At 57.9% G+C, this 26,957-nt stretch carries 23 protein-coding genes; 13 read left to right on the top strand and 10 right to left on the bottom strand.

What is annotated here, in order from left to right; all coding sequences use genetic code 11:
- The first annotated feature begins 14 nt into the window (after positions 1-14).
- Entirely contained in the window at positions 15-1,190 is a 1,176-nt protein-coding gene (gene manA / locus HA48_RS15120) for a mannose-6-phosphate isomerase (RefSeq protein WP_128602065.1), read from the top strand.
- 127 nt (positions 1,191-1,317) lie between these two features.
- A complete protein-coding gene (locus tag HA48_RS15115) occupies positions 1,318-2,817 on the top strand; it encodes a YdgA family protein (RefSeq protein ID WP_128602064.1) in 1,500 nt (499 codons plus the stop codon).
- Between the two features lie 159 nt (positions 2,818-2,976).
- Here the strand turns inward: HA48_RS15115 and malI are convergent, their stop codons facing one another.
- On the bottom strand, positions 2,977-4,077 hold the full coding sequence (malI, locus tag HA48_RS15110) for a Mal regulon transcriptional regulator MalI (RefSeq protein WP_425270670.1): 1,101 nt from the start codon (positions 4,075-4,077) through the stop codon (positions 2,977-2,979).
- A gap of 104 nt (positions 4,078-4,181) precedes the next feature.
- Between malI and malX the strand changes: the two genes are divergently transcribed.
- The 3 genes from malX to add all read left to right on the top strand — a co-directional run bounded on the left by malX (position 4,182) and on the right by add (position 8,063).
- Positions 4,182-5,771: a maltose/glucose-specific PTS transporter subunit IIBC gene (gene malX, locus HA48_RS15105; RefSeq protein WP_128602062.1), complete on the top strand. Its 1,590-nt coding sequence runs from the start codon at positions 4,182-4,184 to the stop codon at positions 5,769-5,771.
- Positions 5,771-6,946, top strand: a complete 1,176-nt coding sequence (locus HA48_RS15100) for a MalY/PatB family protein (RefSeq protein WP_208613136.1) — start codon at positions 5,771-5,773, stop codon at positions 6,944-6,946. The genes malX and HA48_RS15100 overlap by 1 nt, the downstream gene beginning before the upstream one ends.
- Positions 6,947-7,064: 118 nt before the next feature.
- A complete protein-coding gene (add, locus tag HA48_RS15095; protein WP_128602060.1) occupies positions 7,065-8,063 on the top strand; it encodes an adenosine deaminase in 999 nt (332 codons plus the stop codon).
- Positions 8,064-8,131: 68 nt separating this feature from the next.
- Here add and HA48_RS15090 read toward each other — a convergent pair whose 3' ends face one another.
- From HA48_RS15090 to HA48_RS15070, 5 genes are all read right to left on the bottom strand, one after another.
- The gene (locus HA48_RS15090) at positions 8,132-9,172 is read right to left on the bottom strand and encodes an oxidoreductase (RefSeq protein ID WP_128602059.1); all 1,041 of its coding nucleotides are present in this window, start codon (positions 9,170-9,172) and stop codon (positions 8,132-8,134) included.
- A 77-nt stretch (positions 9,173-9,249) separates the two neighbouring features.
- Positions 9,250-10,167, bottom strand: a complete 918-nt coding sequence (gene araC / locus HA48_RS15085; RefSeq protein WP_128602058.1) for an arabinose operon transcriptional regulator AraC — start codon at positions 10,165-10,167, stop codon at positions 9,250-9,252.
- Positions 10,168-10,223: 56 nt separating this feature from the next.
- Positions 10,224-11,210, bottom strand: a complete 987-nt coding sequence (araH, locus tag HA48_RS15080; RefSeq protein ID WP_128602057.1) for an L-arabinose ABC transporter permease AraH — start codon at positions 11,208-11,210, stop codon at positions 10,224-10,226.
- 17 nt (positions 11,211-11,227) lie between these two features.
- Complete coding sequence (gene araG, locus HA48_RS15075; protein WP_128602056.1) at positions 11,228-12,748, bottom strand: L-arabinose ABC transporter ATP-binding protein AraG; 1,521 nt, start codon at positions 12,746-12,748, stop codon at positions 11,228-11,230.
- A gap of 181 nt (positions 12,749-12,929) precedes the next feature.
- The gene (locus HA48_RS15070; RefSeq protein ID WP_128602055.1) at positions 12,930-13,907 is read right to left on the bottom strand and encodes an arabinose ABC transporter substrate-binding protein; all 978 of its coding nucleotides are present in this window, start codon (positions 13,905-13,907) and stop codon (positions 12,930-12,932) included.
- Between the two features lie 365 nt (positions 13,908-14,272).
- Here HA48_RS15070 and HA48_RS15065 point away from each other — a divergent pair, with 365 nt between their 5' ends.
- From HA48_RS15065 to HA48_RS15055, 3 genes are all read left to right on the top strand, one after another.
- Positions 14,273-15,958, top strand: a complete 1,686-nt coding sequence (locus HA48_RS15065) for a ribulokinase (RefSeq protein WP_128602054.1) — start codon at positions 14,273-14,275, stop codon at positions 15,956-15,958.
- A gap of 11 nt (positions 15,959-15,969) precedes the next feature.
- A complete protein-coding gene (gene araA, locus HA48_RS15060; protein ID WP_128602053.1) occupies positions 15,970-17,460 on the top strand; it encodes an L-arabinose isomerase in 1,491 nt (496 codons plus the stop codon).
- Between the two features lie 67 nt (positions 17,461-17,527).
- Entirely contained in the window at positions 17,528-17,818 is a 291-nt protein-coding gene (locus HA48_RS15055; protein ID WP_128602052.1) for a hypothetical protein, read from the top strand.
- Between the two features lie 279 nt (positions 17,819-18,097).
- On the opposite strand, the gene yjfF is transcribed toward HA48_RS15055, so the two are convergent.
- Genes yjfF through ytfQ form a run of 4 tightly spaced genes read right to left on the bottom strand, consistent with a single transcriptional unit; the run spans position 18,098 to position 22,622 of the window.
- Positions 18,098-19,084, bottom strand: a complete 987-nt coding sequence (yjfF, locus tag HA48_RS15050; protein ID WP_128602051.1) for a galactofuranose ABC transporter, permease protein YjfF — start codon at positions 19,082-19,084, stop codon at positions 18,098-18,100.
- The gene (gene ytfT / locus HA48_RS15045; RefSeq protein ID WP_128602050.1) at positions 19,081-20,097 is read right to left on the bottom strand and encodes a galactofuranose ABC transporter, ATP-binding protein YtfT; all 1,017 of its coding nucleotides are present in this window, start codon (positions 20,095-20,097) and stop codon (positions 19,081-19,083) included. Before ytfT ends, yjfF begins: the two co-directional genes overlap by 4 nt.
- Positions 20,090-21,610, bottom strand: a complete 1,521-nt coding sequence (locus HA48_RS15040) for a sugar ABC transporter ATP-binding protein (RefSeq protein ID WP_128602049.1) — start codon at positions 21,608-21,610, stop codon at positions 20,090-20,092. Before HA48_RS15040 ends, ytfT begins: the two co-directional genes overlap by 8 nt.
- Positions 21,611-21,665: 55 nt before the next feature.
- Positions 21,666-22,622, bottom strand: a complete 957-nt coding sequence (ytfQ, locus tag HA48_RS15035) for a galactofuranose ABC transporter, galactofuranose-binding protein YtfQ (protein ID WP_128602048.1) — start codon at positions 22,620-22,622, stop codon at positions 21,666-21,668.
- 672 nt (positions 22,623-23,294) lie between these two features.
- On the opposite strand from ytfQ, the gene ydgT reads away from it, so the two are divergent.
- The 5 genes from ydgT to rsxC all read left to right on the top strand — a co-directional run bounded on the left by ydgT (position 23,295) and on the right by rsxC (position 26,838).
- The gene (ydgT, locus tag HA48_RS15030) at positions 23,295-23,510 is read left to right on the top strand and encodes a transcription modulator YdgT (protein ID WP_128602047.1); all 216 of its coding nucleotides are present in this window, start codon (positions 23,295-23,297) and stop codon (positions 23,508-23,510) included.
- A 107-nt stretch (positions 23,511-23,617) separates the two neighbouring features.
- Positions 23,618-24,061 (top strand): DUF2569 domain-containing protein, encoded by a 444-nt coding sequence (locus HA48_RS15025; protein ID WP_128602046.1) that lies wholly within the window; start codon positions 23,618-23,620, stop codon positions 24,059-24,061.
- A 123-nt stretch (positions 24,062-24,184) separates the two neighbouring features.
- On the top strand, positions 24,185-24,766 hold the full coding sequence (gene rsxA, locus HA48_RS15020) for an electron transport complex subunit RsxA (protein ID WP_007893776.1): 582 nt from the start codon (positions 24,185-24,187) through the stop codon (positions 24,764-24,766).
- 1 nt (position 24,767) lies between these two features.
- Positions 24,768-25,346: an electron transport complex subunit RsxB gene (gene rsxB / locus HA48_RS15015; protein ID WP_128602045.1), complete on the top strand. Its 579-nt coding sequence runs from the start codon at positions 24,768-24,770 to the stop codon at positions 25,344-25,346.
- Positions 25,339-26,838, top strand: a complete 1,500-nt coding sequence (gene rsxC / locus HA48_RS15010) for an electron transport complex subunit RsxC (RefSeq protein WP_244182865.1) — start codon at positions 25,339-25,341, stop codon at positions 26,836-26,838. Before rsxB ends, rsxC begins: the two co-directional genes overlap by 8 nt.
- Positions 26,839-26,957 lie beyond the last annotated feature (119 nt).

The raw sequence follows: 26,957 nt of genomic DNA, 5'->3' as shown, positions 1-26,957 counted from the left end.
ATTAAGGGTAAACGATGCAAAAATTGAACAATTCGCTGCAAAATTACGCATGGGGCAGTAAAACTGCCCTGACTGAACTGTACGGCATCGAAAACCCGCAGGGATTGCCGATGGCGGAGCTCTGGATGGGCGCGCATCCGAAAAGCCCCTCAACTGTAGTCGTGAACGGGGAGACGCGCTCGCTGCGTGATGTGATTGATGACGATCGCGCTGCCACGCTCGGTCATGCCGTGGCTGAACGCTTTGGTGAGCTGCCGTTCCTGTTTAAGGTGCTGTGTGCCGATCAGCCATTGTCGATTCAGGTGCACCCAAGCAAAGCAGCAGCAGAGGCCGGGTTCGCGCGTGAAAATGCCGCCGGTATCCCGCTAAGCGCCGCTGAGCGTAACTACAAAGATGCCAATCACAAGCCGGAGCTGGTCTATGCGCTGACGCCATTCCAGGCTATGAACGGTTTCCGTGAGTTGCCGGAGATAGTCTCTCTGCTGGAGCCGGTAGCCGGTGCGCATCCGCAAATCGCCCATTTCCTTGAAAACGCAACTGAAGCGTCGCTGGCAAACCTGTTTGCCACCCTTCTTTCACTGAAGGATGCCGCTAAATCGCTGGCGATCGGCGTGCTGAAATCCGCACTGAACGGGCGTGAAGGCGAACCCTGGCAAACCATTAAAACCATCGCCAGCGACTATCCTGATGATAACGGCCTGTTTTCGCCGCTGCTGCTCAACGTGATTACGCTGCAGCCAGGCGAAGCGATGTTTCTGTTTGCCGAAACGCCGCACGCTTACCTGAAAGGGGTGGCGCTGGAGGTGATGGCCAACTCCGATAACGTGCTGCGCGCCGGCCTGACACCGAAGTTTATCGATATCCCGGAGCTGCTGGCGAACCTGAAATTCCAGGCGAAACCGGCAGCAACGCTGCTGACACAGCCTGAACAGCACGGCGACACGCTCAGTTTCCCGATTCCGGTAGAGGATTTTGCCTTCGCCATTCATACCCTCTCCGCGACGCCGCAAAGTCTGGCGCAGCAGAGCGCCGCCCTGCTGTTCTGCATTGAGGGCCAGGCGGTGATTGAGAAGGCGGGCGAGCAGTTGGTGCTACAGCCGGGCGAATCCTGCTTTATCGCCGCCAGCGAATCACCGGTGAACGCCGCAGGCACGGGCCGGCTGGCACGCGTCTATAACGCGCTAAAGTGAACCGGCTGACGCTTCCGGCATTAACTGCTATTATTTCAAACTATTAATTAAAACGCCTGCGGGCGTTTTTCTTCACCAGTCGCGCGGCCTGCGGGCGTGCGGACGCAAGGATAAGGACGACTCAGCGATGAAAAAGACCAAGGTTGCCGTAGGTGTTATTGTGGCGCTCGGCGTGATTTGGACCGGCGCATCCTGGTTCACCGGCAAGCAGCTGGAGAGCCACAGGGATGAGATGTTGCAGAATGCGAACGCACAGATCAACGCTTACGCGCCGAAAAGCCGTCTGACGCTTAGCTATCAGGATTACCAGCGCGGCGTGTTCAGCAGCCACACTAAACTGGTGATTCAGGCCAGTTCGCAAACCGAAGACAATCCGCTGCTGAAACCGGGTCAAAGCATCGTCCTTAATGAAACTATCGATCACGGTCCCTTCCCGTTTGCGCAGCTGAAGCGCGGCAACCTGATTCCGGGCATGGCCTCCGTGCATACCGAGCTGGAAAACACCGATGCGGTGAAGAAGCTGTTCGAACTGACCAACGGCAAATCGCTGGTTAACGCCGATACCCGCGTGGGCTACAGCGGCGCGACCGATACCGATCTGACCCTGCTGCCCGTGGACTACAGTAATGCGCAGACCGGCGATCGCCTGGCGACCAACGGCGGCACGCTGAACATCAGCGCCGATAGCAAAGGCGATAAGGTGAGCCTGCACGGTGACTTCTCCAGCATCGCGGTAACCAGTAAAAATCAGCTGGAGCAGCCGGTGCTCTTCACCCTTAACGGTCTGAAACTGGGCGGCGATACGCACCTCAGCCCGGAAGGCGTGCGCGTGGGCGATCAAACCATTGCGCTGGATAAACTGGAAGCCAGCATCAATGGTCAGGAGGGACTGACGCTTGAGAAGATGGACGGTAAATCCTCTTTCGATAACAAAGACGGCAAGATTGGCGGCCAGATCGACTATCAGGTCGATAAGATCAGCCTGCAGAAGCAGCCGTTTGGTGAGGCAAAACTGGCGATGAAGTTCGCGCAGTTTGATGCGCAGGCGGTGAAAACCTTCTCTGATACCTATAACGCACAGATGCAGGATCTGCTGAATCAGCCGGGCCTGATTGATGATCCCATCCGCTATCAGGCAAGCGTGCAGACCATCCTGAGAAATAATCTGCCGCTGCTGCTGAAAGGCGCCCCGACGGTCAGCATCGCCCCGCTCAGCTGGAAAAATGAGAAAGGTGAAAGCACCTTTAACCTGAATGTCGGCTTTAGCGATCCGGCCAGCGTAAACGGTGAGCCGCAGAACCTGGGCGCGGCCGTTGATCGCGTACTGAAAACCCTCGACGGTAAGCTGACTATCAACATGCCAATGGCGACGGAAGTGATGCGTCACGTTGGACTGGCTGAGGGCTATCAGGGCGACGATGCGCAGAAACTGGCGGATCAGCAGGTGAAAGGTCTGGCGGCCATGGGCCAGATGTTCCGCCTGACGCAGCAGCAGGACGATAACATCACCACCAGTCTGCAGTATGCAAATGGCCAGGTGACGATGAATGGTGACAAAATGTCGCTGGAGCAGTTCCTGTCACGCTACATGCTGGGTGCGCCAACCAGCGAAGGCATGCCAGAGTAACCCGCGGAGAGTGATCTTCTCCCGGCGGTCGCGTGGCAGGGATGCCGCGCGCCAAAGCCCGCAAAATGCACTCATTGCCGTGCGCCCTATCCCTTCCCACCCTTTGCGCAACCTTCCGCGATAAAATTTACCGGCATGCGCCACGCTTCACCCGGTCAATTAACCACTGCGCACCAGTCGTGGCGGCACAATCAACGTCTGAATCTCCGCATCCGGCTGCGCCAGACGCTGCAGCATCCGCTCTGCTGCGCGGCGGCCCACATCCCGCGCTTCACTGCTGACAAACGTCAGCGCCGGATCGTTAACCTCACGCTGCGGATCATCATTGAATCCTACCAGCGCCAGCTGTTGGGTGTAGTAGCTATCGACCGCCTCTTCGCCCATCGTCCGTCCACTGTGCAGCGCGCCAAAGTAGCAGCCCAGCGTGGTACTGGCGTTGTGAGCGAGAATGGCGGTGATACGCGGATGATGGTGCAACAGCGTCTGCGTCAGTGCTGACACACTCTGCTGGCGCTCATCGCACTCAATAATCCAGTCCGGGCGAAACGGCAGGCCATATTGCAGCAGCGTGGCGCAGTAGCCGCCGATACGCTCAGCGCGCGTAAGCGACGAACCCAGCCCGCCAAGCCAGGCGATACGCTGATGTCCCTGGCGGATCAGATACTCGGTGGCGATGCGCGCGGCCTGGCTATTGTCCGGGCGCAGCGAGTCGATGGTGTCCAGGCTGCTGGCGCGCGCCGCACAGATCAGCGCAATGTTCTGCTCCTGTGCCTGCGCCACCAGCGTCTCCGCCTGTGCAACGGCGCCCCCCAGCACAATACCATCCACCCCCTGCGCCGCCAGCGAATCGAAACAGCGTTGCAGCTGCTGACCATGCTGGCCGCTCTGCGTCAGCACCAGGACTTTGCCCTGCTGCTCCAGCACTTCGCTTAACCCGGCCGTCATTGCCGCATAAAAGGGCTGGCTGAGATCGCGGACGATCAGCCCAATGACCCCGCTCTCTCCCCCGCGTAGCACCGAAGCTGAGCGGTTACGGATATAGCCCAGCGCTTCAATGGCCTGATTCACCCGCGCTGCGGTGGCTGCCGAAATGCGCCCTTTGCCTGATAACACCAGCGATACTGTGCTGACTGACACGCCTGCGGCCTGCGCGACATCATGAATCGTGGTTTTTTGCTGGGACATAGGGTTCCGTTTCTGACGACTCGTTAAGAAACAACGTGATAAAACGTTACACTGATTCCCGTAAAAATAAAGCAGTCGATTCGTTTCGCTTTGTGATTATTGCCACAAAACGGGTTGGTAAAACGTTTTATCATCCTTTACCACTTTGATCCGTTGTTACTTTTTAGCCAGGAGTATCTATGTCCACCAGCCGACCCAAAATGTCGCTCTGGGAATTTTTCCAGAGCCTGGGTAAAACCTTTATGTTGCCTGTCGCGCTGCTGTCATTCTGCGGCATCTTGCTGGGCATTGGCAGTTCGCTCAGCAGCCACGATGTGCTGACGCTGATTCCGCTGCTCGATCAACCGCTGTTGCAATACCTGTTTATCTGGATGGCGAAGGTGGGATCGTTTGCCTTTAGCTATCTGCCGGTGATGTTTGCGATCGCCATTCCGCTGGGTATGGCACGCGAAAACAAAGGTGTCGCCGCGTTCGCTGGCTTTGTGGGCTTTGCGGTGCTGAACCTCAGCATTAACTTCTGGCTCAACATCAATGGCATCCTGCCAACGACCGATGCAGCGGTACTGAAAGCCAATAACGTGCAGAATATTCTCGGCATTCAGTCTATCGATACCGGCATTCTCGGGGCGGTGGTTGTGGGCATTGTGGTGTTCTGGCTGCATGAGCGCTTCCACACGATTCGCCTGCCCGATGCGCTGGCATTTTTTGGCGGTACGCGCTTTGTGCCGATCATCACCACCCTCGTAATGGGCCTGCTCGGTTTGGTTGTACCGCTGATCTGGCCCTTCTTTGCCCGCGCCATCACCGGCCTTGGCTGGATGATTAACAGCGCCGGTGAGTTTGGTCCGATGATCTTCGGTACCGGCGAGCGCTTGCTGCTGCCGTTTGGCCTGCAACATATCCTGGTGGCGATCATCCGCTTTACCGACGCCGGCGGCACCATGGACGTATGCGGTCACAGCGTCAGCGGCGCACTGACCATCTTCCAGGCGCAGCTGGCATGTCCGGAGACCCACGGCTTCTCTGAAAGCGCTACCCGCTTCCTCTCTCAGGGCAAAATGCCGGCGTTCCTCGGCGGTCTGCCGGGTGCGGCTCTGGCGATCTATCACTGCGCGCGTCCGGAGAACCGGCACAAAATTAAAGGGCTGCTTATCTCCGGCGTGGTAGCCTGCGTCGTGGGTGGCACAACCGAACCGATTGAGTTCCTCTTCCTGTTTGTAGCGCCGGTGCTCTACCTGATTCATGCACTGCTCACCGGTGTCGGCTTTACCGTGATGGCAATTCTGGGGGTCACCATCGGCAATACCGACGGCAACGTGATCGACTTCTTCGTCTTTGGCGTGCTGCACGGTCTTTCAACCAAGTGGTACTGGGTGCCGGTGATTGCGGCGATCTGGTTCGTGGGTTACTACGCTATCTTCCGTTTCGCCATTCTGCGCTTCAACATCAAAACGCCGGGCCGTGAAGCCGAAAGCAGCAGCGTTGAACAGCAGGTGAGCCGCGCCGGTGTAGGCAAATCGGGCTACAACACGCCTGCCATTCTGGCGGCGCTGGGCGGTATTGATAACATTACCTCGCTGGACAACTGTCTGACGCGCCTGCGCCTCTCCGTCGCGGATATGGGTAAAGTGGATGATGCCGCGCTGAAAGCCAACGGCGCGATTGGCGTGGTGCACCTTAACCAGAGCAATCTGCAGGTGGTGATCGGCCCGCAGGTGCAGTCGGTGAAAGATGAGATGGCTCATTTGATGAGCGCAGCGGTGTCGTGATGCAGAACGTTGACTTTGATCGCGTGGTGGATCGCCACGGTAGCTGGTGCACGCAGTGGGACTTTGTCGCGGATCGTTTTGGCGTTGCGGATCTGCTGCCCTTTACCATCTCCGATATGGATTTTGCCACCGCGCCCTGCATTATCACCGCGCTGCAGCAGCGGCTGACGCACGGCGTCTTTGGCTACAGCCGCTGGCAGCATGACGATTTTCTCTCCGCCATTCAGCACTGGATGCGCAGCCGCTTCGCCACCAGCGTGGCGGCGGACACGCTGGTTTACGGCCCTTCCGTGATCTATATGGTGGCGCAGATGCTACGCCACTGGAGCCAGCCGGATGATGAAGTGTTGATCCACACGCCCGCTTACGACGCGTTTTACCACACCATAAACGCCAACCAGCGCAAGGTCCTGTCCCTGCCGTTGCAACGCCGCGGCAGCCAATGGCACTGTGACATGGACGCGCTGGAGACGCTGCTGGCGCGGCCGCGCTGTAAGGTGATGCTGTTGTGCAGCCCGCATAACCCCACCGGTAAAGTGTGGCAGCCGGAGGAGCTGCACCAGATGGCAGCGCTGTGCGCGCGCTACGATGTAAAGGTGATCAGCGATGAGATTCACATGGATATGGTGCTGAGCGACGTGCACCACACGCCATGGAGCGCGGTCGCGCAGTCCGCGTGGGCGCTGTTCACCTCCGCCTCGAAAAGCTTTAATATTCCGGCGCTGACCGGTGCGTGGGGCATCATTCCCGAGGCGGCGGATCGCCAGGCGTGGTTTCACGCGCTGAAGCAGCAGGATGGGTTATCTTCGCCTGCGGTGATGGCGCTGGCCGCCACCGTCGCGGCCTACCGCGAGGGCGCGCCGTGGCTGGATGCGCTGCGCGCTTATCTGCAAAGCAATATGCAGCACATCGCGCAGCGGCTGAACAGCGAACTGCCCTTGCTGGCATGGCAACCGCCGCAGGCGACCTATCTGGCGTGGATCGATTTGGCGCCGTTAGCCATTGATGAGACACAGCTGCAGCAGCGGCTGATTGAGCATTACAAGGTGGCGATTATGCCAGGCAGCACGTACGGTAGCGTTAGCCGCAGCTATCTGCGTCTGAACGCAGGCTGCCCGCGCAGCAAGCTGGATACGGGTCTTGACCGGCTGATTGCAGCGTTACAGTCGTTCTGAATAGCAGCGGATGCTGATTAATGCAGCATCCGCTGTTCGCTTTGCGCAAATCGCTGGCGCTGTTGCGCAAGATGTTTTTATAATGCTCTGCACTTTACGTTAATTCAGCGAGTGCAACATGATTGATGCAAAACTGCCCCTTACCGATATCCACCGCCACCTTGATGGCAACATCCGCGCCCAAACCATTCTCGATCTCGGCCGCCAGTTTAATCTAACGTTGCCTGCTACCACGCTTGATGCCCTGCGTCCGCACGTCCAGGTCACGGCGAACGAACCGGATCTGGTTAGCTTCCTGCAGAAACTCGACTGGGGCGTGAAAGTCCTGGGCGATCTCGACGCCTGCCGCCGTATCGCACTGGAGAATGTCGAAGATGCCGCACGCGCGGGCATCCATTATGCCGAACTGCGCTTTTCACCCGGTTATATGGCGATGACCCACAACCTGCCGATCGCCGGCGTGGTAGAAGCGGTGATTGATGGCGTGCGCGCCGGCGTTAAGCAGTACGGCGTGGATGTAAATCTGATCGGTATTATGAGCCGGACCTTTGGCGAAGAGGCGTGCCTGCAGGAGCTGGAGGGTTTACTGGCGCACCGCGATGGCATTACCGCCGTGGACCTGGCGGGCGATGAGCTGGGCTTCCCGGGCAGTGAGTTCCTGAGCCACTTCAACCGCGCGCGCGATGCCGGTTTCCGCATTACCGTACACGCCGGTGAAGCGGCCGGCCCTGAGAGCATCTGGCAGGCGATTCGCGAGCTGGGCGCAGAGCGGATTGGTCACGGCGTGAAGGCGATCGAAGACCGCGCGCTGATGGATTTCCTTGCCGAGCAGCGTATCGGTATTGAGTCCTGCCTGACCTCCAACATCCAGACCAGCACCGTATCATCGCTGGCGGCACATCCGCTACAAGCCTTCCTCCAGCACGGCATTCTTGCCACGCTGAATACGGATGACCCGGCGGTTCAGGGCGTTGAGCTGGCGCATGAATATACCACCGCTGCCCCACAGGCGGGTTTGAGCGCAGCGGAGATTCGTCAGGCGCAGGATAACGGTGTGACCATTGCCTTTTTGAGTGAGGCTGAAAAAGCCGCGCTGCGCCAGCGCGTGGCGGGATAGTCGATTCGTTGCGCCGGGAGATTCGGCGCCTTTGCCCGGCGCCGCACGTGCGGCGCCGGGCAGCGTGGTTATTTCAGTGACAGGGTCTGACGCTTTTCAGCAGACTGCAGGCCAAGCTCAATCAGCTCCATCACCTGAATCGCCTCTTCGGCTTTCACCGGGTTCTCACCGCTGCCGGCAATCGCATCACGGATCGCTGCGTAGTAAGCGGGATAGTTACCCGGCAGGGTCAGCAGCTCTTTCTCTACCATCACCTCGCCTTCGGCCAGCGTCAGCGTGCCGTTACGCATATCGTAGCCCCACTCTTCACGCGGCGGACGCTCGCCCGCTTTCAGGCGATCCTCCTGCGGATCAAGACCGTACTTCACGTAGCTGCCGCGCGTGCCGTGCACCACGAAACGCGCAGACTCTGCTGCCACCAGCATGCTGGCGTGCAGCACCACGCGACGGGTGGGATAGGTCAGAACCGCGTGGAAGTAGTCGGTGGTTTGTGCGCCGGGACGCAGCTCCGCCAGGTCGACGTTAATGGCCACCGGCGGTCCAAACAGCTGTAACGCCTGGTCCAGCACATGCGGCCCGAGATCAAACCAGATACCGCTGCCCGGTCCTTTCATTTCACGCCAGCGCTGGCGCACTTCCGGGCGGAAGCGATCGAAGTGCGACTCAAGATAGCGGATGTCGCCGAGCGTGCCATCGTTGAGCAGCGATTTCAGCGTCAGGAAATCGCTGTCCCAGCGGCGGTTATGGAACACCGATAACAGCAGCCCTTTGGCTTTAGCCAGCTGATCAAGCTCACGCGCCTGTGACAACGTCACGGTAAAGGGCTTATCCACCACCACATGTTTACCGGCGTTGAGTGCCGCTTTGGCTAACGGGAAATGGGTGTCGTTCGGGGTTGGAATTACAATCAGCTGCAGCGTAGGATCATCCAGCAGCGCCTGAGGATCGGAAACGACCTGCACCGACGGCCAGTCGGCGTGCACCTTGCCGGCGTCGCTACTGGAGATCGCCGCCAGCTCCATCTCCGGCGTACCGGCGATTAGGGGTGCATGAAAGGTTTTGCTGGCAAAACCGTAGCCAATCAGGCCGACACGTAATTTATCGCTCATTCTCACTCCTCTTGTTCGTGACCTGACTGATTTAAGACGAATCAGTCAGTAAGAACAAGGCGGAATCACCTGAAAACTCAGGAGATCGCACTCCGTGCCGGTTGCCAGCTCTCCTGGGCCACTAACGCATCGTGCGCATCCTGACTGCGGCGACGGAAATCGCTGGGGCTCACGCCTACGCGTTTGCGGAATACGCGGGAGAAGTAGAGCTGATCGTCATAGCCCACTTCACGCCCTACCGAGGCAATCGGTTCCTGGGTCGTTTGCAGCAGTAGCTTGGCACGAATCACTCGCTGATCTTCACGCCAGCGCAGCAGGTTAATGCCCATCTGCTCGCGGAACAGGTGCGCCAGACGCGAAGGCGAAAGACAAACGTGGCGCGCCACCTCTTCGATCTTGACCTCGCTGGCGAGGTGATGCGTCACGTACTGGCAGGCTTCGATCACCCGCGGATCGCGGATCTGCTGATGGCTGCGCGGATCCTCCTCCACGGCACGCAGCAGCAGGCGCTCCAGCAGATTCATCGCCAGCTCCTCAGCGAAACGTCGGCCCGAGTTGTGGGTCTGTTCAATGCTGGCAAACAGCCGGTCAAATTCGGCACGCAGCGCCTCCGGCAGGCGTAAACGGCCTACGCCCTGGCTCTCATCCTGCCACTGCAGCCAGTCGGTCCAGTAAGCGCGGGGACGGAAATAGACCCAGCGGTGGTGCCAGCACGGGCTGTCCGGCGCGCGGCCGTAATAGTGCGCAGTTTTTGGCTGGAACAGCAGCAGGTCGCCTGGCTCACAGTCAAACGCCGATTCACCATCAAATACCCGGCCCTGACCTTTGATGGTCAGATTGAGGATGTAGCCTTTCATGCCGTGCGGGCGATCAATAAAGAAGTCGAGCGGGTCATTTGCGTTAATCGGCGTCAGTCCCGCCACCAGCCAGGCGTTGAAGGGGTAGCCAGGCAATAAGGGGTTCTGCTGCTCACTCGGCGGTTCACGGTGGTACATAGTGCCCTCACTTTACGCAAGATGAAGTGGCGCAACCCCCGGTTGCGCCACGGTTATCAGGCGGCTTTGCTTTTCTGTTTGTAGCGGTCAAAAATCACAGCCGCTAACAGTATCAAACCACGCACCACATACTGTGAGAATGGCGAGATATTCAATAAATTCATCGCATTCTCAACGGTACCGAGGATCAGTACCCCGGCAACCACATAGGAGATTTTGCCAATACCGCCCTTCAGCGACACGCCGCCCAAAACGCAGGCAGAGATGACAATCAGCTCATATCCCAGCGAGGTCATCGGCTGGCCGCTGGTCATGCGTGAAGCCAGAATGATGCCGGCCGCAGCCGATACCAGTCCGGAAAGGATAAAGATAATGATGCGGGTACGCACCACCGGTACACCCGCCAGACGCGCTGCTTCTTCATTACCGCCAATCGCCAGCGTATTACGCCCGAAGGTGGTTTTGTTGAGCAGGAAACCAAACACAATCATGGTAGCGATGGTCAGCCAGATGGGTGCCGGTACGCCAAGCCAGTTAGCGTAGCCAAGGGTAAAGAAGCGCTCGTCCTCAATGCCCACGGCTTTACCGTCAGAGAAGATATACGCGAGGCCGCGCACAATCTGCATGGTCGCCAGCGTGGTGATCAGCGCATTGATCTTCAGACGGGCGATAACGAAGCCGTTGATAAAGCCGGTCGCCATGCCCAGCAGCAGCCCTGCCGCCACGCCAATCCATAAACTTTCGGTCATGTTAATGACCACCGCCGTCACCACGCCGGCGCAGGCGATCACCGAGGCCACGGAGAGGTCAAAATCCCCCGACGCCAGGCAGAACAGCATCCCGCACGCCACCATGCCGGACATCGACATCGCCAGCCCAAGCCCTTTCATATTGATGAAGGAGCCAAAGTTGGGCACGAAAATTGCGCAGACAATAAACAGCAGCGCAAACACCACCAGCATGCCGAAGTTGTCCCAGATACGTCCGAGTTGCAGCCCACTGCGCTGCGCAGGTGGCGTATTGGACGTGGTAGATGAAGCCATGATTACTCTCCTTTACTTCAGGCCACGGCGGCCGCTTGAGGGGTTTTCGGCATAGCCAGGCTCAGCGTCAGCTGCTCCGTGGCGGCGTCGTGGGATAATTCACCTGCGATTTCGCCTTCGCGCATTACGACAATGCGGTCGGCCAGCCCCATTACTTCAGGCAGATCGCTGGAGGCAAACAGTACCGCGATGCCCTTGTTCGCCAGCTCATAAATCAGGTTATAGATCTCATGTTTGGCACCGACATCAATGCCGCGCGTCGGCTCATCGAGCAGAATCACGTGCATCTCTTCCGACAGCCAGCGGCCGAGAATGGCCTTCTGCTGGTTACCGCCCGAGAGGTTCATGATCAGCTGCTGCGCACCCGGCGTTTTGATGTTCAGCGAACGGATATGGTGATCGGCGTTTTTTGCTTCCCACGTGGGTTTGATCAGGCAACCGGCGCTAAGATTGTGCCGCCGTGCGCTGATGTTGATGTTTTCACGCACCGAGTGCACCGGAATAATGCCTTCGGCTTTGCGATCTTCCGGGCACAGCATGATGCCGGCGCGGATGGCGTCAATCGGCTCGCGGATGTTCAGCTTTTTGCCATCCAGCGTGACCGTCCCGCCGCGCAGTTTCGTCGCCCCAAACAGCCCTTTCATCAGCTCACTGCGTCCGGCGCCGACCAGACCAAACAGCCCGACAATCTCCCCGGCGCGTACCGTCAGTGAAACGGGCATACGCACGCCCTTCGCCTCCACCTGGTCCAGCTGCAAACGCACGGGCCCCAACTCGCGTGGCGCGTAACCATAGATATCCCCCAGATTGCGGCCCACCATCGCCTGCACCAGATCGTCATGATGGGTATTTGGCATATCGGTAAAGGTGCGGACGTAACGGCCATCTTTGAACACGGTGATGGCGTCACTCAGGGCGAAAATTTCCTCCATGCGGTGCGAGACATACAGCACCACGCGGCCCTCTTCCCGCAGCTGACGAATCACGCGGAACAGATGCTCGATTTCGCGCGCGGACAGCGAGCTGGTTGGCTCATCAAAGGCGATGATGCGCGCATTGCGCGCCAGCGCTTTGGCGATCTCCACCATCTGCCACTGCCCCAGCGACAGGTACTTCAGCGGCATGTCGGGATCGATATCCATGCCTAAATTTTTCAGCTGCAAACCCGCCTCGTAGCGCAGCAGCTTGCGGTTTACCAGGCCCCGCTTGTGCGGCAGCTGGCCGAGATAGATATTCTCCGCCACGCTCATCTCCGGCACCAGATGCAGCTCCTGGTAGATAATGGCTACGCCGGCATCCAGCGCCTCAACGGTGGTATTGAAGCTTTTTGCCTCGCCTTTAATGCGGATTTCGCCGCCGCTGGGCTGATAGCTGCCGCTGAGAATTTTAAGCAGCGTTGACTTTCCTGCCCCGTTTTCGCCCATCAATGCGTGCACTTCCCCGGCGCGGCACTGGAACGAGATATCCTGCAGCGCTTTTACGCCAGGAAAGGTTTTGCTGATGCCATGAAATGACAGAAAAGCGTGATCCGTGTTCATGGGAACTCCTCTAAGCCTCCCTACTTCGCACCGTAGCGGCGTTGGCTGTCCACGTTTACCCCGGTCACTTACTTCAGTAAGCTCCCGGGGATAAACGTGCTTGTCGCCTTGCTACAGCACGAAATATGTCGGCTGCCTGTTAATTAACATCACATCCAGGACGGCTAAAAACCAACTTACATCAGCCTTTCTTCGCCAGCTCGGTTTTAAAATTGTCGCGGGTAATCAGCACCACATCGGTCACCTCGGTAAACTTCGCCGGCTCTTCACCTTTGGTTACCCAGTTGTAGAGCATCTGGCTGCTCTTATAGCCATGCACATCCGGGCTTGGCAGCAGTGAACCGTAGAAACCGGTCGCGGCGCCTTTTGACAGTTCGCTTATCGCATCAACGCCGTTAATGCCAATGCCGATGACGTCCGGCGCTTTAAAGCCCTGGCCTTCGGTGGCGCGCACGCCGCCCAGTACGGTGTTATCGTTCATGCCGACAATCAGCCAGTGCTTCACTTCCGGATGCTGCACCAGCAGCGAGTTACCGGCGTCAAACGCGCCAGGGATATCGTTGGATTTGGTTGGCACCTGATAGATCTGCTTCTCCGGGAAGCCTGCCGCTTTCAGCGCATCCATTGAGCCGCCGGTGCGGCGACGTGCGGTATCCAGCTCGTTAGCGGTAATCGCCATCACCGCTGTCTCTTTCACGTCCCAGCCACGCTTCTGCATCTCTTTGTACAGCTCTTGCCCCTGACGCTCGCCAATTTTGGTTGCGGCCATCATCACCAGCGGCACGGTATCCATTGGTTTGCCTTTGGCCGTCACGAACTGGTCATCAACCGCGATGACTTTCAGATCGTAGCTGCGCGCTTTGGCCACAATGGCCGAGCCCAGCTTGGGATCGGGCGTACAGATCACAAATCCTTTCGCGCCGCTGGCTGCCAGACTGTCGATGGCATTGAGCGTTTTCTCGCCATCCGGAACCGCGATTTTGATCACTTCGAAACCGAGATCTTTGCCGGCTTTATCGGCAAATTTCCACTCGGTCTGGAACCAGGGCTCCTCCGGCTGTTTGACAAGAAATCCGAGTTTCATGGTCTCGGCGATAGCGGATTGTGACATAACCGCGGCGAGACCTACCGCCGCCAGCGCTTTAGTGAATTTATGCATGATGCTCTCCGGCACAATGGGGTTTTTCGCTGTTAATTAAGAATCGGTGTAAACGCTACCAATCAGACTTCACGTTTGGGTACAGCGCAAAATCAGCGCGTTAGCTCAAAGGTTGTACAAAGGCTGTGCAAACGCTGGGCTAGTTGTAGCGGGAAAAGCAGCGAAAAATGTAGAGCGGTATCACATCCTAAAACGATGACTAAATTCTCCATATATTCAGCCAAATTAACCGGTCATTAACTTTTGCTGTCGATCACACAACCCTGGCGATGACAGAAAAGTGCATATTCTCAGCCGCTGATGACTAACCGCTCAGGCGGCGACATTCCAGGATAGAGCCAGCTAACTCACACAGGAGAATCCCAATGGGCGCTGGCGCTATCACAATTGGGCTGGATTTTGGCAGTGACTCGGTGCGCGCGCTGGCAGTTGACTGCCACAGCGGCAAAGAGCTGGAAAAAGCAGTAGTGAATTATCCGCGCTGGGCGAAGGGTGAATTCTGCGATGCGCACGTCAATCGCTTTCGTCACCATCCGCAGGATTACATTGATGCACTGGAGCAGGCGGTGGTCAGCGTGGTGCAGGCCTTAACACCGGAACAGCGAGCTGCAGTAATAGGGATTGGCGTAGATTCAACCGGCTCAACGCCGGCGCCTGTTGATCGCGATGGCAACGTACTGGCGCTGCGTCCGGAGTTTGCCGACAATCCCAACGCCATGTTTGTGCTGTGGAAAGATCACACTGCCATTGAAGAGGCTGAAGAGATCAACCGCCTGTGCCGCAGCGGCCAGTTTACCGACTACACACGCTATATCGGCGGCGTTTACTCCTCTGAGTGGTTCTGGGCAAAAATTCTGCATGTCTCACGTGAAGACGCCGCAGTGCGCGAAGCCGCGGTCTCCTGGGTGGAGTTGTGCGACTGGGTGCCTGCCCTGCTGAGCGGCACCACCGCGCCGGCTCAGCTGCGCCGTGGGCGCTGCGCCGCCGGGCATAAGTCGTTATGGCATCCGGAGTGGCAGGGCTTACCGCCGGCGGCGTTCTTCCGCGCGCTCGATCCTATGCTGGTGGAGCAGCTTGACTCCCCGCTCTTCACCGAGACCTTCACCGCCGATGTGCCGGTTGGCACGCTGAGCACCGAGTGGGCGCAGCGCCTGGGGTTATCAACACAGGTCATTCTCTCCGGCGGTGCTTTCGACTGCCATATGGGCGCCGTCGGCGCCGGCGCGCAGCCCTACACGCTGGTGAAGGTGATTGGCACCTCAACCTGCGACATTCTTATCGCGGACAGCGAAACCGTTGGGGATCGCGCAATAAAAGGCATTTGTGGCCAGGTCGATGGCAGCGTCATGCCGGGTGCAATTGGCTGCGAAGCCGGTCAGTCGGCATTTGGTGATATCTACGCCTGGTTTAGCCGTCTGCTCGGCTGGCCGCTGCAGCAGGCGGCAGCGCTGCACCCTGAGCTACAGCCGCAGCTGGCTACGCTGCAGCAGGATCTCATCCGCAGGCTGACAGACGCCTGGGCTGCCAATCCACAGCTCGATCACCTGCCGGTGGTACTGGACTGGTTCAATGGCCGCCGCACGCCGGATGCCAACCAGCGCCTGAAAGGGGTGATCACCGATCTTAACCTGGGCACCGATGCGCCGGCGCTGTTCGGCGGTCTGATCGCTGCAACCGCATTCGGCGCGCGCGCCATTATGGAGTGCTTTGAACAGCAGGCGATCCCTGTACAGAGCATCCTGACGCTTGGCGGTATCGCGCGGAAATCCCCTGCCATTATGCAGGCCTGCTGCGATGTGATGAACCGTCCGCTGGATATCGTCGCTTCTGACGAGTGCTGTGCGCTGGGGGCGGCAATCTTTGCCGCCGTGGCAGCCGGCGTATACCGCGATGTGCCGGCAGCCCAGCAGGTCATGGCGAGCCCGATTGAGATCACCCTGCATCCCAATAGCCTGCGCGTTACCGCTTATCAGCAACTCTATCAACGTTATCAAAACTGGTGCCAGGCCGCTGAACCGCAGTATGCCGCCCGCGCCGCATCCGCTAAGTAAAGGAGCGATGAATGGAACAGAAAGTTTGGTTTGTGATTGGTACACAGCATCTCTACGGAGCGGAAACTCTGCGTCAGGTGGAACAGCACGCGCGTCAGGTAATAGATGGACTGAACCAGGCGGGCACATTGCCGGTGCCGCTGGAGCTGAAGCCGCTGGTGAAGTCACCGGATGAGGCGCTGGCGCTGTGTCGCGAAGCCAATCATGACAACCAGTGCGCTGGGATCATCACCTGGCTGCACACCTTCTCGCCAGCCAAGATGTGGATTGGCGGTTTAAGCATTTTGCATAAGCCCCTGTTGCAGTTCCATACCCAGTTCAACGCGGAGATTCCATGGGACAGTATGGACATGGACTTTATGAACCTGAACCAGACCGCACACGGCGGCCGTGAGTTTGGCTTTATTGGTGCACGCATGGGGCTGCAGCACAGCGTGGTGACCGGCCACTGGCAGGATAGCGCCAGCCAGCAGCGCATCGGTCGCTGGATCAACGCTGCGCTGGCGAAACAGGCCAGCCAGCAGCTCAAAGTGGCGCGTTTCGGCGACAATATGCGTGAAGTGGCCGTAACCGAAGGCGACAAAGTGGCGGCGCAGATCCAGTTCGGCTACGCGGTTAACGGCTGGGGCGTCGGCGATCTGGTTGACGTCGTCAACAGCGTAAGCGACGGCGATGTGCATGCGCTGGTGGATGAGTATGAGAGCCAGTATCTGTTCAGCGAAGCGGCCTCGGTGCACGGTGACAAGCGCCAGAACGTGCTGGATGCCGCGCGTATCGAGTTGGGCCTGAAGCGTTTTCTGGATGCTGAAGGCTGTAAAGCCTTTACCACCAATTTCCAGACGCTGCATGGCATGACACAACTGCCTGGTTTGGCCGTACAGCGTCTGATGGGCCAGGGCTACGGTTTTGCCGGCGAAGGCGACTGGAAAACCGCCGCACTGCTGCACATTCTCAAAGTGCAGGCCGGTAATCGCGCCGGCGGCACATCCTTCATGGAGGATTACACCTATCACTTCTCACCGGGCAATGATCTGGTTCTGGGCTCGCATATGCTGGAAGTGTGCCCCTCTATCGCCAAAGAGGAGAAGCCGCTGATTGATGTGCAGTTCCTCGGCATTGGCGCGAAAGCCGATCCGGCGCGGATGATCTTCTCTACCCCAGCCGGACGCGCGGTCAACGCCAGCGTGATCGATCTTGGCGATCGCTTCCGCCTGCTAGTCAATGTGGTGGATGCGATTGAGCAGCCAAATCCGCTGCCGAAGCTGCCGGTTGCCCGCGCGCTGTGGCGCGCCCAGCCCTCGCTGGCGACTGCCTCTGAAGCCTGGATTCTGGCTGGCGGCGCACACCATACGGTGTTCAGCCAGGCGCTGGATTTAGATGATATGTATCTGTACGGCGAGCTGAACGGTATTGAAGTGCTGGTGATTGATGAAGAGACGCGCCTGCCGGCATTCAAAGATGCATTGCGCTGGAACGAAGCGTATTACCGAATGAGTCGTTGAGCGTAAAGTCTGCTAATAAAAAGCCGCGCACTGTCGCGGCTTTTTTTCATTCGGCGAAGGGGCAAAATTGGCCACTTCTCTTTTTTTAGGCGACGGGCCTGCCTGTTTAAGGCGCGATTATTCGCGCCGCTACGATTGGGCAGAAATCATGATCCCTGATGCCAGCCAGGTGATCTGCGCCATCAGCAGGATCGTAAACGCCCTCGCGCATATCAATGTGTGTTCAACAATTTTTGTCGCGCCTTCAGCAGAGTTGCAAACGCCCGGGCGCATATCAATGCCGGGACACGCAGCCGGGTTAGACCATACGAAGCCAGTAACCAAAGGCCGGCATATTCACAGCCATGGCCATGCCTGACGACCAGCGAAGGCCCGCCCGGAGAGCAAAGCGTCCGCGCCAGGGATGGCGCGGCCGATCGGCAGGATGCCGGGTTCCTTTGCGATCGGGCGGGCCTTTGCTGGCCCGGGCGCCTGGACGTGCAGCCAGCACCCCGCGCCGCGCCAGGTGCGCATAAATGCGCACCCTACAGTTAAAAACCGCAAACGTAACCCGGTGCGCATAAATATACAGAGTCAACTGCGGAGAATAGACGCAGCCGGGTGCGCGCCTGTGCGCACCCGGTGATATGAGGAAAAATCAGGAGGTCAAACGCTTAACCGGCGCATTCTGCTGGCGATCCCACATCACAGTCAGCAGACGCTGCAGTGCGATAAAAGCGAACAACAAAATACCGATGGCGATTTTGGTCCACCACGAACTCAGCGTACCGTCAAAATTAATCCAGGTCTGAATCAATCCCTGAATCAACACGCCAAACAGCGTCCCCAGCACGGTGCCTACTCCGCCGGAAAGCAGCGTTCCGCCAATCACCACCGAGGCAATCGCGTCCAGCTCCACGCCCAGACCAGCCAGCGCATAGCCCGCCGAGGTATAAATTGAAAACACAATTCCGGCCAGCGTCGCCAGCGTGGTCGAGAGCATATAAATCTTAATGGTGGTGGCGCGCGTTGACACCCCCATCAGCTGTGCCGACGTCAGATTACCGCCGATGGCGTACACCTGATTACCAAACCGCGTACGGTGCGCCAGAATAATGCCGCCAATCACCACCACCAGCATAATCACCGCCAGCAGACTCAGACGGCCGCCCCCCGGAATTTTCCACGCCAGACTCGACAACGTGGTGTACAGCGGATGATCAATCGGAATCGAATTCTCAGACACCAGATAACTGCAGCCGCGCAGGAAAAACATCCCCGCCAGCGTAATAATAAAGGCCGGGATCTTCAGCGCATCAATCAGCCAGCCCATCATGCCGCCAAACAGTGCGCCCAGCGCCAGAATCAGCGCAAACGCCAGCAGCGGATCAACATGGTAGTCCCCGATGATGCGCGCCAGAAACACCCCGGTAAAAGCGATCACCGCCCCAACCGAAAGATCGATACCGCCCGACAAAATCACGAACGTCATCCCCACGGCAATAATACCGAGAAAAGCGTTATCGGTCAGAATGTTGCAGATCACACGCGTTGAAGCAAAACCGGGAAACTGACTCAGACAGAACAGATATCCGGCCACAAACACCAGCAGCGTAATCATCAAAGGCAAATGGCGCTTAATCATTTCGGACGTCTCCCTCTCAGCATGGCGATAAAGCGCGGCGACTGCAGCAGTAACACACACATTACAACGACGGCTTTCACTACCTGATTAAGCTCCGGCGGGAAACCGGACAGCAAAATACCGGTATTCATCGACTGAATAATCAGCGCGCCAACCAGCGACAGCACCAGATTAAAGCGTCCACCCATCAGCGATGCGCCGCCGATCACCACTGCCAGAATCGCGTCCAGCTCCAGCCACAGCCCGGCATTATTGGCATCGGCCCCGCGAATATCGGCCGCCACGATCAGCCCCGCCACCGCCGCGCAAACCCCGCTAATGGCATACGTGGACATCACCACCAGCCAGCCGTTAACCCCGGCGTTGCGCGCAGCGCGCAGGTTAATCCCTACCGCCTCGATAAACAGCCCCAGCGCGGTTTTGCGCGTCAGCAGCCACACCGCCAGCGCGACCAGCAGCGTAATCCACACCGGTACCGGTAACAGCCACAGCGACCCGCTACCGAACCACGCCAGACTCTCGCTATTGAAGGTAACAATCTGCCCCTGAGTAATCAGCTGTGCCACACCGCGCCCCGCCACCATCAAAATAAGCGTGGCCACGAACGGCTGAATCTTCAGTAATGCGACCAGCACCCCGTTCCATAAACCGCACGCCAGACCGGTACCCAGCGTCGCCAGAATAATAAAGCTCAGACTATGACCGGCCACCGTCAGCGTTGCCGCTGTCGCCCCGGCAATCGCCATCACCGCGCCCACGGAGAGATCAATACCGCCGGTGGCGATCACCAGCGTCATCCCCACCGCCAGCAGCGCTACCGGCGCCGCACGGTTCAGGATATCGATCGGGCTGCCGAACAGGCGGCCATCCTGCACGTGAATGGCAAAAAAGTTATTGGCCACCAGGCTATCCACCAGCAACACCAGAATCAGTGCGACAATTTGTGGCATGCCCGGCGGCAGTTTCGGCTTACGCCGTTCAGGTTTTTCATGAGTCATAGGCGATTCAAGCATGTTGTGCTCCTCCGTCCGCGATAGCGTTCACAATCGACGCTACCGACAGCTGCTCCAGCGGAATTTCGGCGACCTGCTTCAGATCGCGCATAATCAGCACGCGATCGGCATAGCCCACCAGCTCTTCCAGTTCAGAGGAGATAACCAGCAGCGCCAGTCCATCGGCGCACAGGGATTCAATCAAACGAATAATCTCGGCGTGCGCGCCCACATCAATACCGCGCGTTGGCTCATCGAGAATCAAAAACTGTGGTTTGGTCACCAGCCAGCGCGACAGCAGCACCTTCTGCTGGTTACCGCCGGAGAGCAGTTCCACCGGCTGATCGGCGTGCGGCGTACGGATGCCAAGGCTCTTAATAAAACGCTCGGCAATCGCCTGCTGCTCGCGCCGTTTGATAGGACGTAGCCAGCCACGCTGCGCCTGCAGCGCCAGAATAATGTTCTCACGCACCGATGCGGCACCAATGATGCCGTCGGTTTTACGATCTTCCGGACAGAATCCCATACCAAGACGTGACGCCTTCGCCGGCGTACGGATATGCTGCACTTTGCCTTTAATGGTGGCGGTTCCGCGATCGGCCCGGCGAATGCCGAACAGCACTTCGGCGGTCTCGGTCCGCCCGGAGCCCAGCAAGCCGGCCAGGCCCACCACTTCGCCCGGCCGCACCTGCAGGCTAAACGGCTCAATCGTGCCCTTCTTGCCATAATCTTCAAAAGAGACCACCGGCTGATTACTGCGCAGCGTACTGCCCTGACGCTGTAGAGCGGTCTCCAGCAGCTCACGCCCCAGCATCAGCTTGATCAGCTCTATCTGCGGTAGCGAAGCGGTATCGCGCGTGGCGATATACTGACCATTGCGCAACACGGTAATACGATCGGTAATGCGGTACACCTGATCGAGAAAGTGAGTAACAAAAATCAGGCTCATGCCTTTGGCTTTCAGCTGCGCCATCAGGGTAAACAGCATCTCAACTTCACTGGCGTCCAGACTGGCGGTAGGCTCATCCAGAATCAGCACCTGCGCGGAGAGATCCACCGCGCGACAAATCGCAATGATCTGCTGCATCGCCACCGAATAGTGGCCCAGCGGACGCGTCACATCGAGTGCAAAGCCATAGTTGCGCATCAGCGCATCGGCATCGCGCATCATGCGCTTGCGATCGATCATACCGAAACGGCGCGGCTCGCGGCCAATATAGAGATTATCGGCCACCGACATATTGGGCAGCAGATTCACCTCCTGATAAACGGTACCGATGCCCATCTGCTGCGCATCGGCCGTGCTCTGTGGCGCAATAACGGTGCCGTTGAGCGTAATGGTTCCGGCATCGCGGGTATAAACGCCGGTCAGCACTTTAATCAGGGTCGATTTGCCGGCGCCATTCTCCCCCAGCAGCGCCATGATCTCGCCTTTGCGAATACTGAACGACACATTATCCAGCGCTTTAACGCCGGGAAAGCCTTTGCTGATGCCGCTCAGGGTCAGCAGCGGTGTCTCATCGAAACTGCTCATCAGGTTCAACCTCGCTTACGTCATGAAAAACCGCCCCGGAGGGCGGTCGCGGGGATCAGTAACCCATATTCTTTTTCTTATCCAGCTCCGCCTGGGCATCGGCAGGCAGGAACAGTTTCGATTCGGTTTTGATGATTTTAGGTGGCTGCGTGCCATCTTTTTTGAACTTCTCCAGCGCATCAAACGCCGGGCCGGCCATGTTTGGCGTCAGTTCAACGTTGGCGTTGGCTTCGCCTGCCAGCATGGCTTTGTAGATATCCGGCACGCCATCAATTGAGCCGGTCAGAATATCTTTACCCGGCTTCAGGCCCGCCTCTTTAATAGCCTGAATGGCACCGATCGCCATATCATCGTTATGGGCGTAAACCATGCAGATGTTCTTGCCGTTGTTCTCCGCTTTGATAAAGCTCTCCATCACCTCTTTACCCTTACTGCGGGTAAAGTCGCCGGATTGTGAGCGCACCACTTTAATGTTGTTGTGTCCGGCGATGGCTTCGGCAAAGCCCTTCTTACGATCGATGGCCACGCTGGCGCCGACGGTGCCCTGTAACTCAACCACGTTACACTGCTTATCGCCGACGGTTTTCACCAGCCAGTCGCCAATCAGTTTGCCCTCCAGCACGTTATCTGCCGTAACGACAGCCATATACAGCGACTTATCTTTCACGACGATAGCGCGGTCCAGCAGGAATACCGGAATTTTGGCGTCTTTGGCCTCTTCCAGCACGGGCTCCCAGCCGGTCTGTACCACCGGCGCGATAAAGATTGCATCAACGCCCTGCGCGATAAACGAACGCACGGCTTTGATCTGGTTTTCCTGCTTCTGCTGCCCATCGGCAATCTTCAGCGTAATGCCGCGCTTCTGCGCTTCACTTTTCGCTACGTTAGTTTCTGCTGAGCGCCAGCCTGATTCCGAGCCAACCTGAGAGAAGCCTACCGTCATATCGGCTGCCAGTGCGGAGGCACTGAGTGCCGAGCTCACCATGGCGGTCAGGAGTAAACGTTTCCACATAATTTTCATTCCTCTGAAGGGAGTGTGCTGTAGGGGTACAAACGCGGTTTAAGCCTGGCGTAAAAGCGAGAAAACTAGCGCGACATAGTTCACAAAACAGAATGATTTAAAGGAGTTACGCGTATCACCATATTGAGAATGCCTTTCAAGGTATGGACAAAATACCTGGCTTTTATTACAACGTGGGTTAAATAACTGTAATAAACAGAAGTGGTTATGCCTTGCGCCACTGGAAGCGATTACAACGACTGCGTAAAGAATGGTTATCGTCGTTTACGCCCGGCAATGATCGTTTTTGTGATAATTCGCACACTTAGTGAGTCTGCGTTTCAAAGCTTGTACATAAATATGCTGGCGGGGTTGAAATAAATCGCGGATTATTTGCCGCTACGCTGGCAAAAATATGCACGCTAAATAAGAAAAATTAAAAACCCTGCAAATAAACAGGCTTTTCATCACCCTGGCCGCGCGGCTTGCCAGGGCCGGCATGGGGGCAATATGCGCTGATTAACATTGCGCGTTATAAACAATAAAAGCGTAAAAAAGATCCTTTTGATGCGCGAATTGGCTCACGTTGTCTGAATTTTACTTTTTTTTCGGGCTGGATATGGACTCTGTTCGTCTGCTCCCTATACTTGGGCACTTCTCCGTATTTTATTGTTAATGGCAATCATGACTGCGTTAGATTACCTGCTGAAGTTTCGTAAAGTGAATAATCTCGAGAGCCTGGAAAAACTCTACGATCATCTCAATTATTCTCTGACTGATGACAGTGAGATCATCAATATGTATCGCGCCGCTGACCACCGCCGTGCGGAGCTGGCTTCCGGCGGTCGATTATATGACCTGGGCTGTGTGCCAAAATCGGTCTGGCGCTACGTGGTGTAAACTCCGTAACCCTCCTCTCTGCCCTGTTGCAGTGTCCAGATCGGGCGTGTCCCGTTTGGACATGCTACGCTCTGCATCGCCCTCTTTCTGGTAACAGGATCTTTTACATGTCCGAATCGGTAAACCCGCCGCGTATCGCCGGCTGGCTGCTGCTGCCGTTGGCCTGGCTGATAATGACCATGCTCACCAGCGCGCTGGTGGTGGCGCTATATCTGCGCCCGCTGTTTGATAGCGAGTTGCGCTCCACGCTGTTTGATCATGCTGATGTCTTAATGACGCAGTGGCTGGTCTCGCTGCTCACGGCGGCCGCCGTCTGGCTCTACAGCATCTGGGTATGCTGGATCTTCTGCCAGCGATCGCGTCGTCTGCCGCGTCATTACATCATCTGGCTGTTAGTGACGGTGCTGCTGGCGCTCAAAACCTTCGCCTTTACGCCGGTTGCCGACGGTAAAGCGATCCAGACGCTGCTGCTGGCGCTGCTCTCCGCCGCCGTGTTCGTGCCCTACTTCAAACGTTCACAACGGGTAAAACAGACGTTTATCCGGCCATAACGGTGCGGGTTTCGTCAGGAATTTAATTCTGAGTGCTCTCTGCCGTTGCACAATTTGCGCGAAGGTTGAGATGCACCTCTCAATTCCGGATAATAGACGCCTTTAGGCTTCCCAGGTTTTAAAATGACCGATTACTTACTTCTCTTTATTGGCACCGTGCTGGTGAACAACTTCGTGTTGGTCAAATTCCTCGGCCTTTGCCCATTCATGGGCGTGTCAAAAAAACTGGAAACGGCCATTGGCATGGGACTTGCCACCACCTTTGTGATCACCCTGGCGGCTATCTGCGCCTGGCTGGTGAATCACCTGATTCTGGTGCCGCTCGATCTGGTCTATCTGCGTACCATGGCCTACATCCTGGTGATTGCGGTTGTTGTGCAGTTTACAGAGATGGTGGTGCGTAAAACCAGTCCGTCACTCTATCGCCTGCTGGGGATCTTCCTGCCGCTGATCACCACCAACTGTGCGGTACTGGGTGTGCCGCTGCTGAGCGTGAACCTTAATCACACCTTCCTGCAGGCCGCGCTGTACGGTTTCAGCGCCTCGCTGGGCTTCTCGCTGGTGATGGTGCTGTTTGCCGGCATGCGTGAACGCCTGGTGCTGGCCAACGTGCCGGCGCCCTTCAAAGGTAACTCGATTGCCCTGATCACCGCAGGCCTGATGGCGCTGGCGTTTATGGGCTTTACCGGTCTGGTGAAATTCTGATATGACCGCGATCTGGATTGCTATAGCTGTACTCACAGCGCTGAGCCTGGTATTCGGCGCGCTGCTCGGCTACGCCTCGCGCCGCTTTGAGGTGGAAGAGGACCCGATCGTCGAACAGATCGATGCGATTCTGCCCCAGAGCCAGTGCGGTCAGTGCGGCTATCCTGGCTGCCGGCCGTACGCCGATGCAGTGGGCAACAACGGTGAAGCCATTAACAAATGCGCACCGGGCGGCGAACAGACCATGCTGAAACTGGCCGCGCTACTAAACGTGGAACCGCAACCGCTGGATGGTGGTGAAGAGGTGCTGGCGCCGGTGCGGACCGTGGCGTGGATAGACGAAGCCAACTGCATTGGCTGCACCAAGTGTATCCAGGCCTGCCCGGTCGACGCCATTGTCGGTGCCACCCGCGCCATGCATACCGTGCTGAGCGATGTCTGCACCGGCTGTGACCTGTGCGTTGCCCCCTGCCCGACCGATTGCATTGAGATGCGCCCTGTTGCCACGACCACGGCCAACTGGAAGTGGGATCTCGAAACCATTCCTGTACGGGTGATTCCGGTAGAACGTCATGCTTAATCTGTTGAATCTGTTCCGTAAAGAGAAGCTGTGGGATTTCCAGGGCGGTATTCATCCGCCTGAGATGAAAACCCAGTCCAGTGGCACGCCGCTCAGCCAGTTACCGCTGCCTGAACGCTTTATTATTCCATTGAAGCAGCATATCGGTCACGAAGGCGAAATCTGCGTGGCGCCGGGTGATAAGGTGCTGCGCGGGCAGCCGCTCACCTTTGGCAGCGGCCGTATGTTGCCGGTGCACGCGCCAACTTCCGGTGAGATCGAAGCGATTGCGCCGCACATGACGGCGCACCCTTCCGGTCTCTCTGAGGTGTGCATTTTCCTGCGCGCCGATGGTGAAGACCGCTGGACGCAGTTGGATCCTCAGCCCGACTACCGTTCGCTCGGCCGCGATGACGTGGTCAGGCGCATCCATGCGGCCGGTATCGCCGGTTTAGGCGGTGCAGGTTTCCCGACTGCCACCAAATTGCGCGGCGGGCTGCGCGGCGTAAAAACGTTGATTATCAATGCCGCCGAGTGCGAACCCTACATCACCGCAGACGATCGCCTAATGCAGGATTACGCTGCCGAAGTGCTGGAGGGCAGCCGCATTCTCGCCTGGGTACTCCAGGCAGAGCGCGTGCTGATCGGCATTGAGGACAACAAGCCGGAAGCCATTGCTGCGCTGAAGCAGGCGCTGGGTGGCGATCGCGACGTACAGATTCGCGTGATTCCCACTAAATATCCTTCCGGCGGCGCAAAACAGCTAACCAAAATTCTCACCGGTCTGGAAGTGCCGCACGGCGGGCGCTCTACCGATATCGGCGTGCTGATGCAGAACGTTGGCACCGCCTGGGCGGTGAAGCGCGCCATTATTGATGGCGAACCGATCACCGAACGCGTGGTGACGCTGACCGGCGATGCCATCGCGCAGCCGCGCAATGTGTGGGGGCGTCTGGGTACGCCCGTCAGCCATCTGCTGCATCAGGTGGGGTTCAACCCCGGCGCACGCCAGATGGTGATCATGGGCGGCCCGCTGATGGGCTTTACGCTGCCATCTCTCGACGTGCCGGTGGTGAAGATCACCAACTGCATTCTGGCCCCCTCCTCTCAGGAAATGGGCGACACGCAGGAGGAGCAATCCTGCATCCGCTGCAGCGCCTGTGCCGATGCCTGCCCGGCGAAACTGTTGCCGCAGCAGCTGTTCTGGTACAGCCAGGGCGGCGACCATGAAAAAGCGCGCGCGCACCATATTGATGACTGCATTGAGTGCGGCGCCTGCGCCTATGTCTGCCCGAGTAATATTCCGCTGGTGCAGTACTATCGTCAGGAAAAAGCCGAGCTGCGGGCCATCGACCTGGAGGCGAAACGCACGGCGGAAGCAAAGCGCGTTTTGAAGCGCGTCAGGCGCGCCTGGAACGTGAGAAGCTGGCGCGTGAAGCGCGACATGAACAGGCAAAACAGCGCGCGGCACGTAGCGATCAGGGCGAGCGGGAGGCGGCCGTGGCGCGTGTGAAAGCGCGTCAGGCGAAGACGCCAGAACAGGAAGCCGCCGAGCGTGAGGCGCGCCACGCGCAGGCGCTGGCGCAGCAGGCAGAGAAACAGGCTGAAACGCAGGCGCTGAGCCGTCAGTCT

The organism is Pantoea wallisii, assembly GCF_002095485.1.
Classification (GTDB): domain Bacteria; phylum Pseudomonadota; class Gammaproteobacteria; order Enterobacterales; family Enterobacteriaceae; genus Pantoea; species Pantoea wallisii.
This window is presented reverse-complemented; position numbering and strand designations above follow the sequence as displayed.

Bases quoted from the DNA above. Each gene is read 5' to 3' on its own strand.
- rsxA (WP_007893776.1), top strand. From the start codon at position 24,185: ATGACCGATTACTTACTTCTCTTTATTGGCACCGTGCTGGTGAACAAC.
- ytfQ (WP_128602048.1), bottom strand. From the start codon at position 22,622: ATGTGGAAACGTTTACTCCTGACCGCCATGGTGAGCTCGGCACTCAGT.
- rsxC (WP_244182865.1), top strand. From the start codon at position 25,339: ATGCTTAATCTGTTGAATCTGTTCCGTAAAGAGAAGCTGTGGGATTTC.
- araA (WP_128602053.1), top strand. From the start codon at position 15,970: ATGGAACAGAAAGTTTGGTTTGTGATTGGTACACAGCATCTCTACGGA.
- yjfF (WP_128602051.1), bottom strand. From the start codon at position 19,084: ATGATTAAGCGCCATTTGCCTTTGATGATTACGCTGCTGGTGTTTGTG.
- ydgT (WP_128602047.1), top strand. From the start codon at position 23,295: ATGACTGCGTTAGATTACCTGCTGAAGTTTCGTAAAGTGAATAATCTC.
- HA48_RS15115 (WP_128602064.1), top strand. From the start codon at position 1,318: ATGAAAAAGACCAAGGTTGCCGTAGGTGTTATTGTGGCGCTCGGCGTG.
- HA48_RS15090 (WP_128602059.1), bottom strand. From the start codon at position 9,172: ATGAGCGATAAATTACGTGTCGGCCTGATTGGCTACGGTTTTGCCAGC.
- araG (WP_128602056.1), bottom strand. From the start codon at position 12,748: ATGAACACGGATCACGCTTTTCTGTCATTTCATGGCATCAGCAAAACC.
- malX (WP_128602062.1), top strand. From the start codon at position 4,182: ATGTCCACCAGCCGACCCAAAATGTCGCTCTGGGAATTTTTCCAGAGC.
- HA48_RS15025 (WP_128602046.1), top strand. From the start codon at position 23,618: ATGTCCGAATCGGTAAACCCGCCGCGTATCGCCGGCTGGCTGCTGCTG.
- HA48_RS15065 (WP_128602054.1), top strand. From the start codon at position 14,273: ATGGGCGCTGGCGCTATCACAATTGGGCTGGATTTTGGCAGTGACTCG.
- HA48_RS15100 (WP_208613136.1), top strand. From the start codon at position 5,771: ATGCAGAACGTTGACTTTGATCGCGTGGTGGATCGCCACGGTAGCTGG.
- ytfT (WP_128602050.1), bottom strand. From the start codon at position 20,097: ATGCTTGAATCGCCTATGACTCATGAAAAACCTGAACGGCGTAAGCCG.
- add (WP_128602060.1), top strand. From the start codon at position 7,065: ATGATTGATGCAAAACTGCCCCTTACCGATATCCACCGCCACCTTGAT.
- HA48_RS15070 (WP_128602055.1), bottom strand. From the start codon at position 13,907: ATGCATAAATTCACTAAAGCGCTGGCGGCGGTAGGTCTCGCCGCGGTT.
- rsxB (WP_128602045.1), top strand. From the start codon at position 24,768: ATGACCGCGATCTGGATTGCTATAGCTGTACTCACAGCGCTGAGCCTG.
- araC (WP_128602058.1), bottom strand. From the start codon at position 10,167: ATGTACCACCGTGAACCGCCGAGTGAGCAGCAGAACCCCTTATTGCCT.
- araH (WP_128602057.1), bottom strand. From the start codon at position 11,210: ATGGCTTCATCTACCACGTCCAATACGCCACCTGCGCAGCGCAGTGGG.
- manA (WP_128602065.1), top strand. From the start codon at position 15: ATGCAAAAATTGAACAATTCGCTGCAAAATTACGCATGGGGCAGTAAA.
- HA48_RS15040 (WP_128602049.1), bottom strand. From the start codon at position 21,610: ATGAGCAGTTTCGATGAGACACCGCTGCTGACCCTGAGCGGCATCAGC.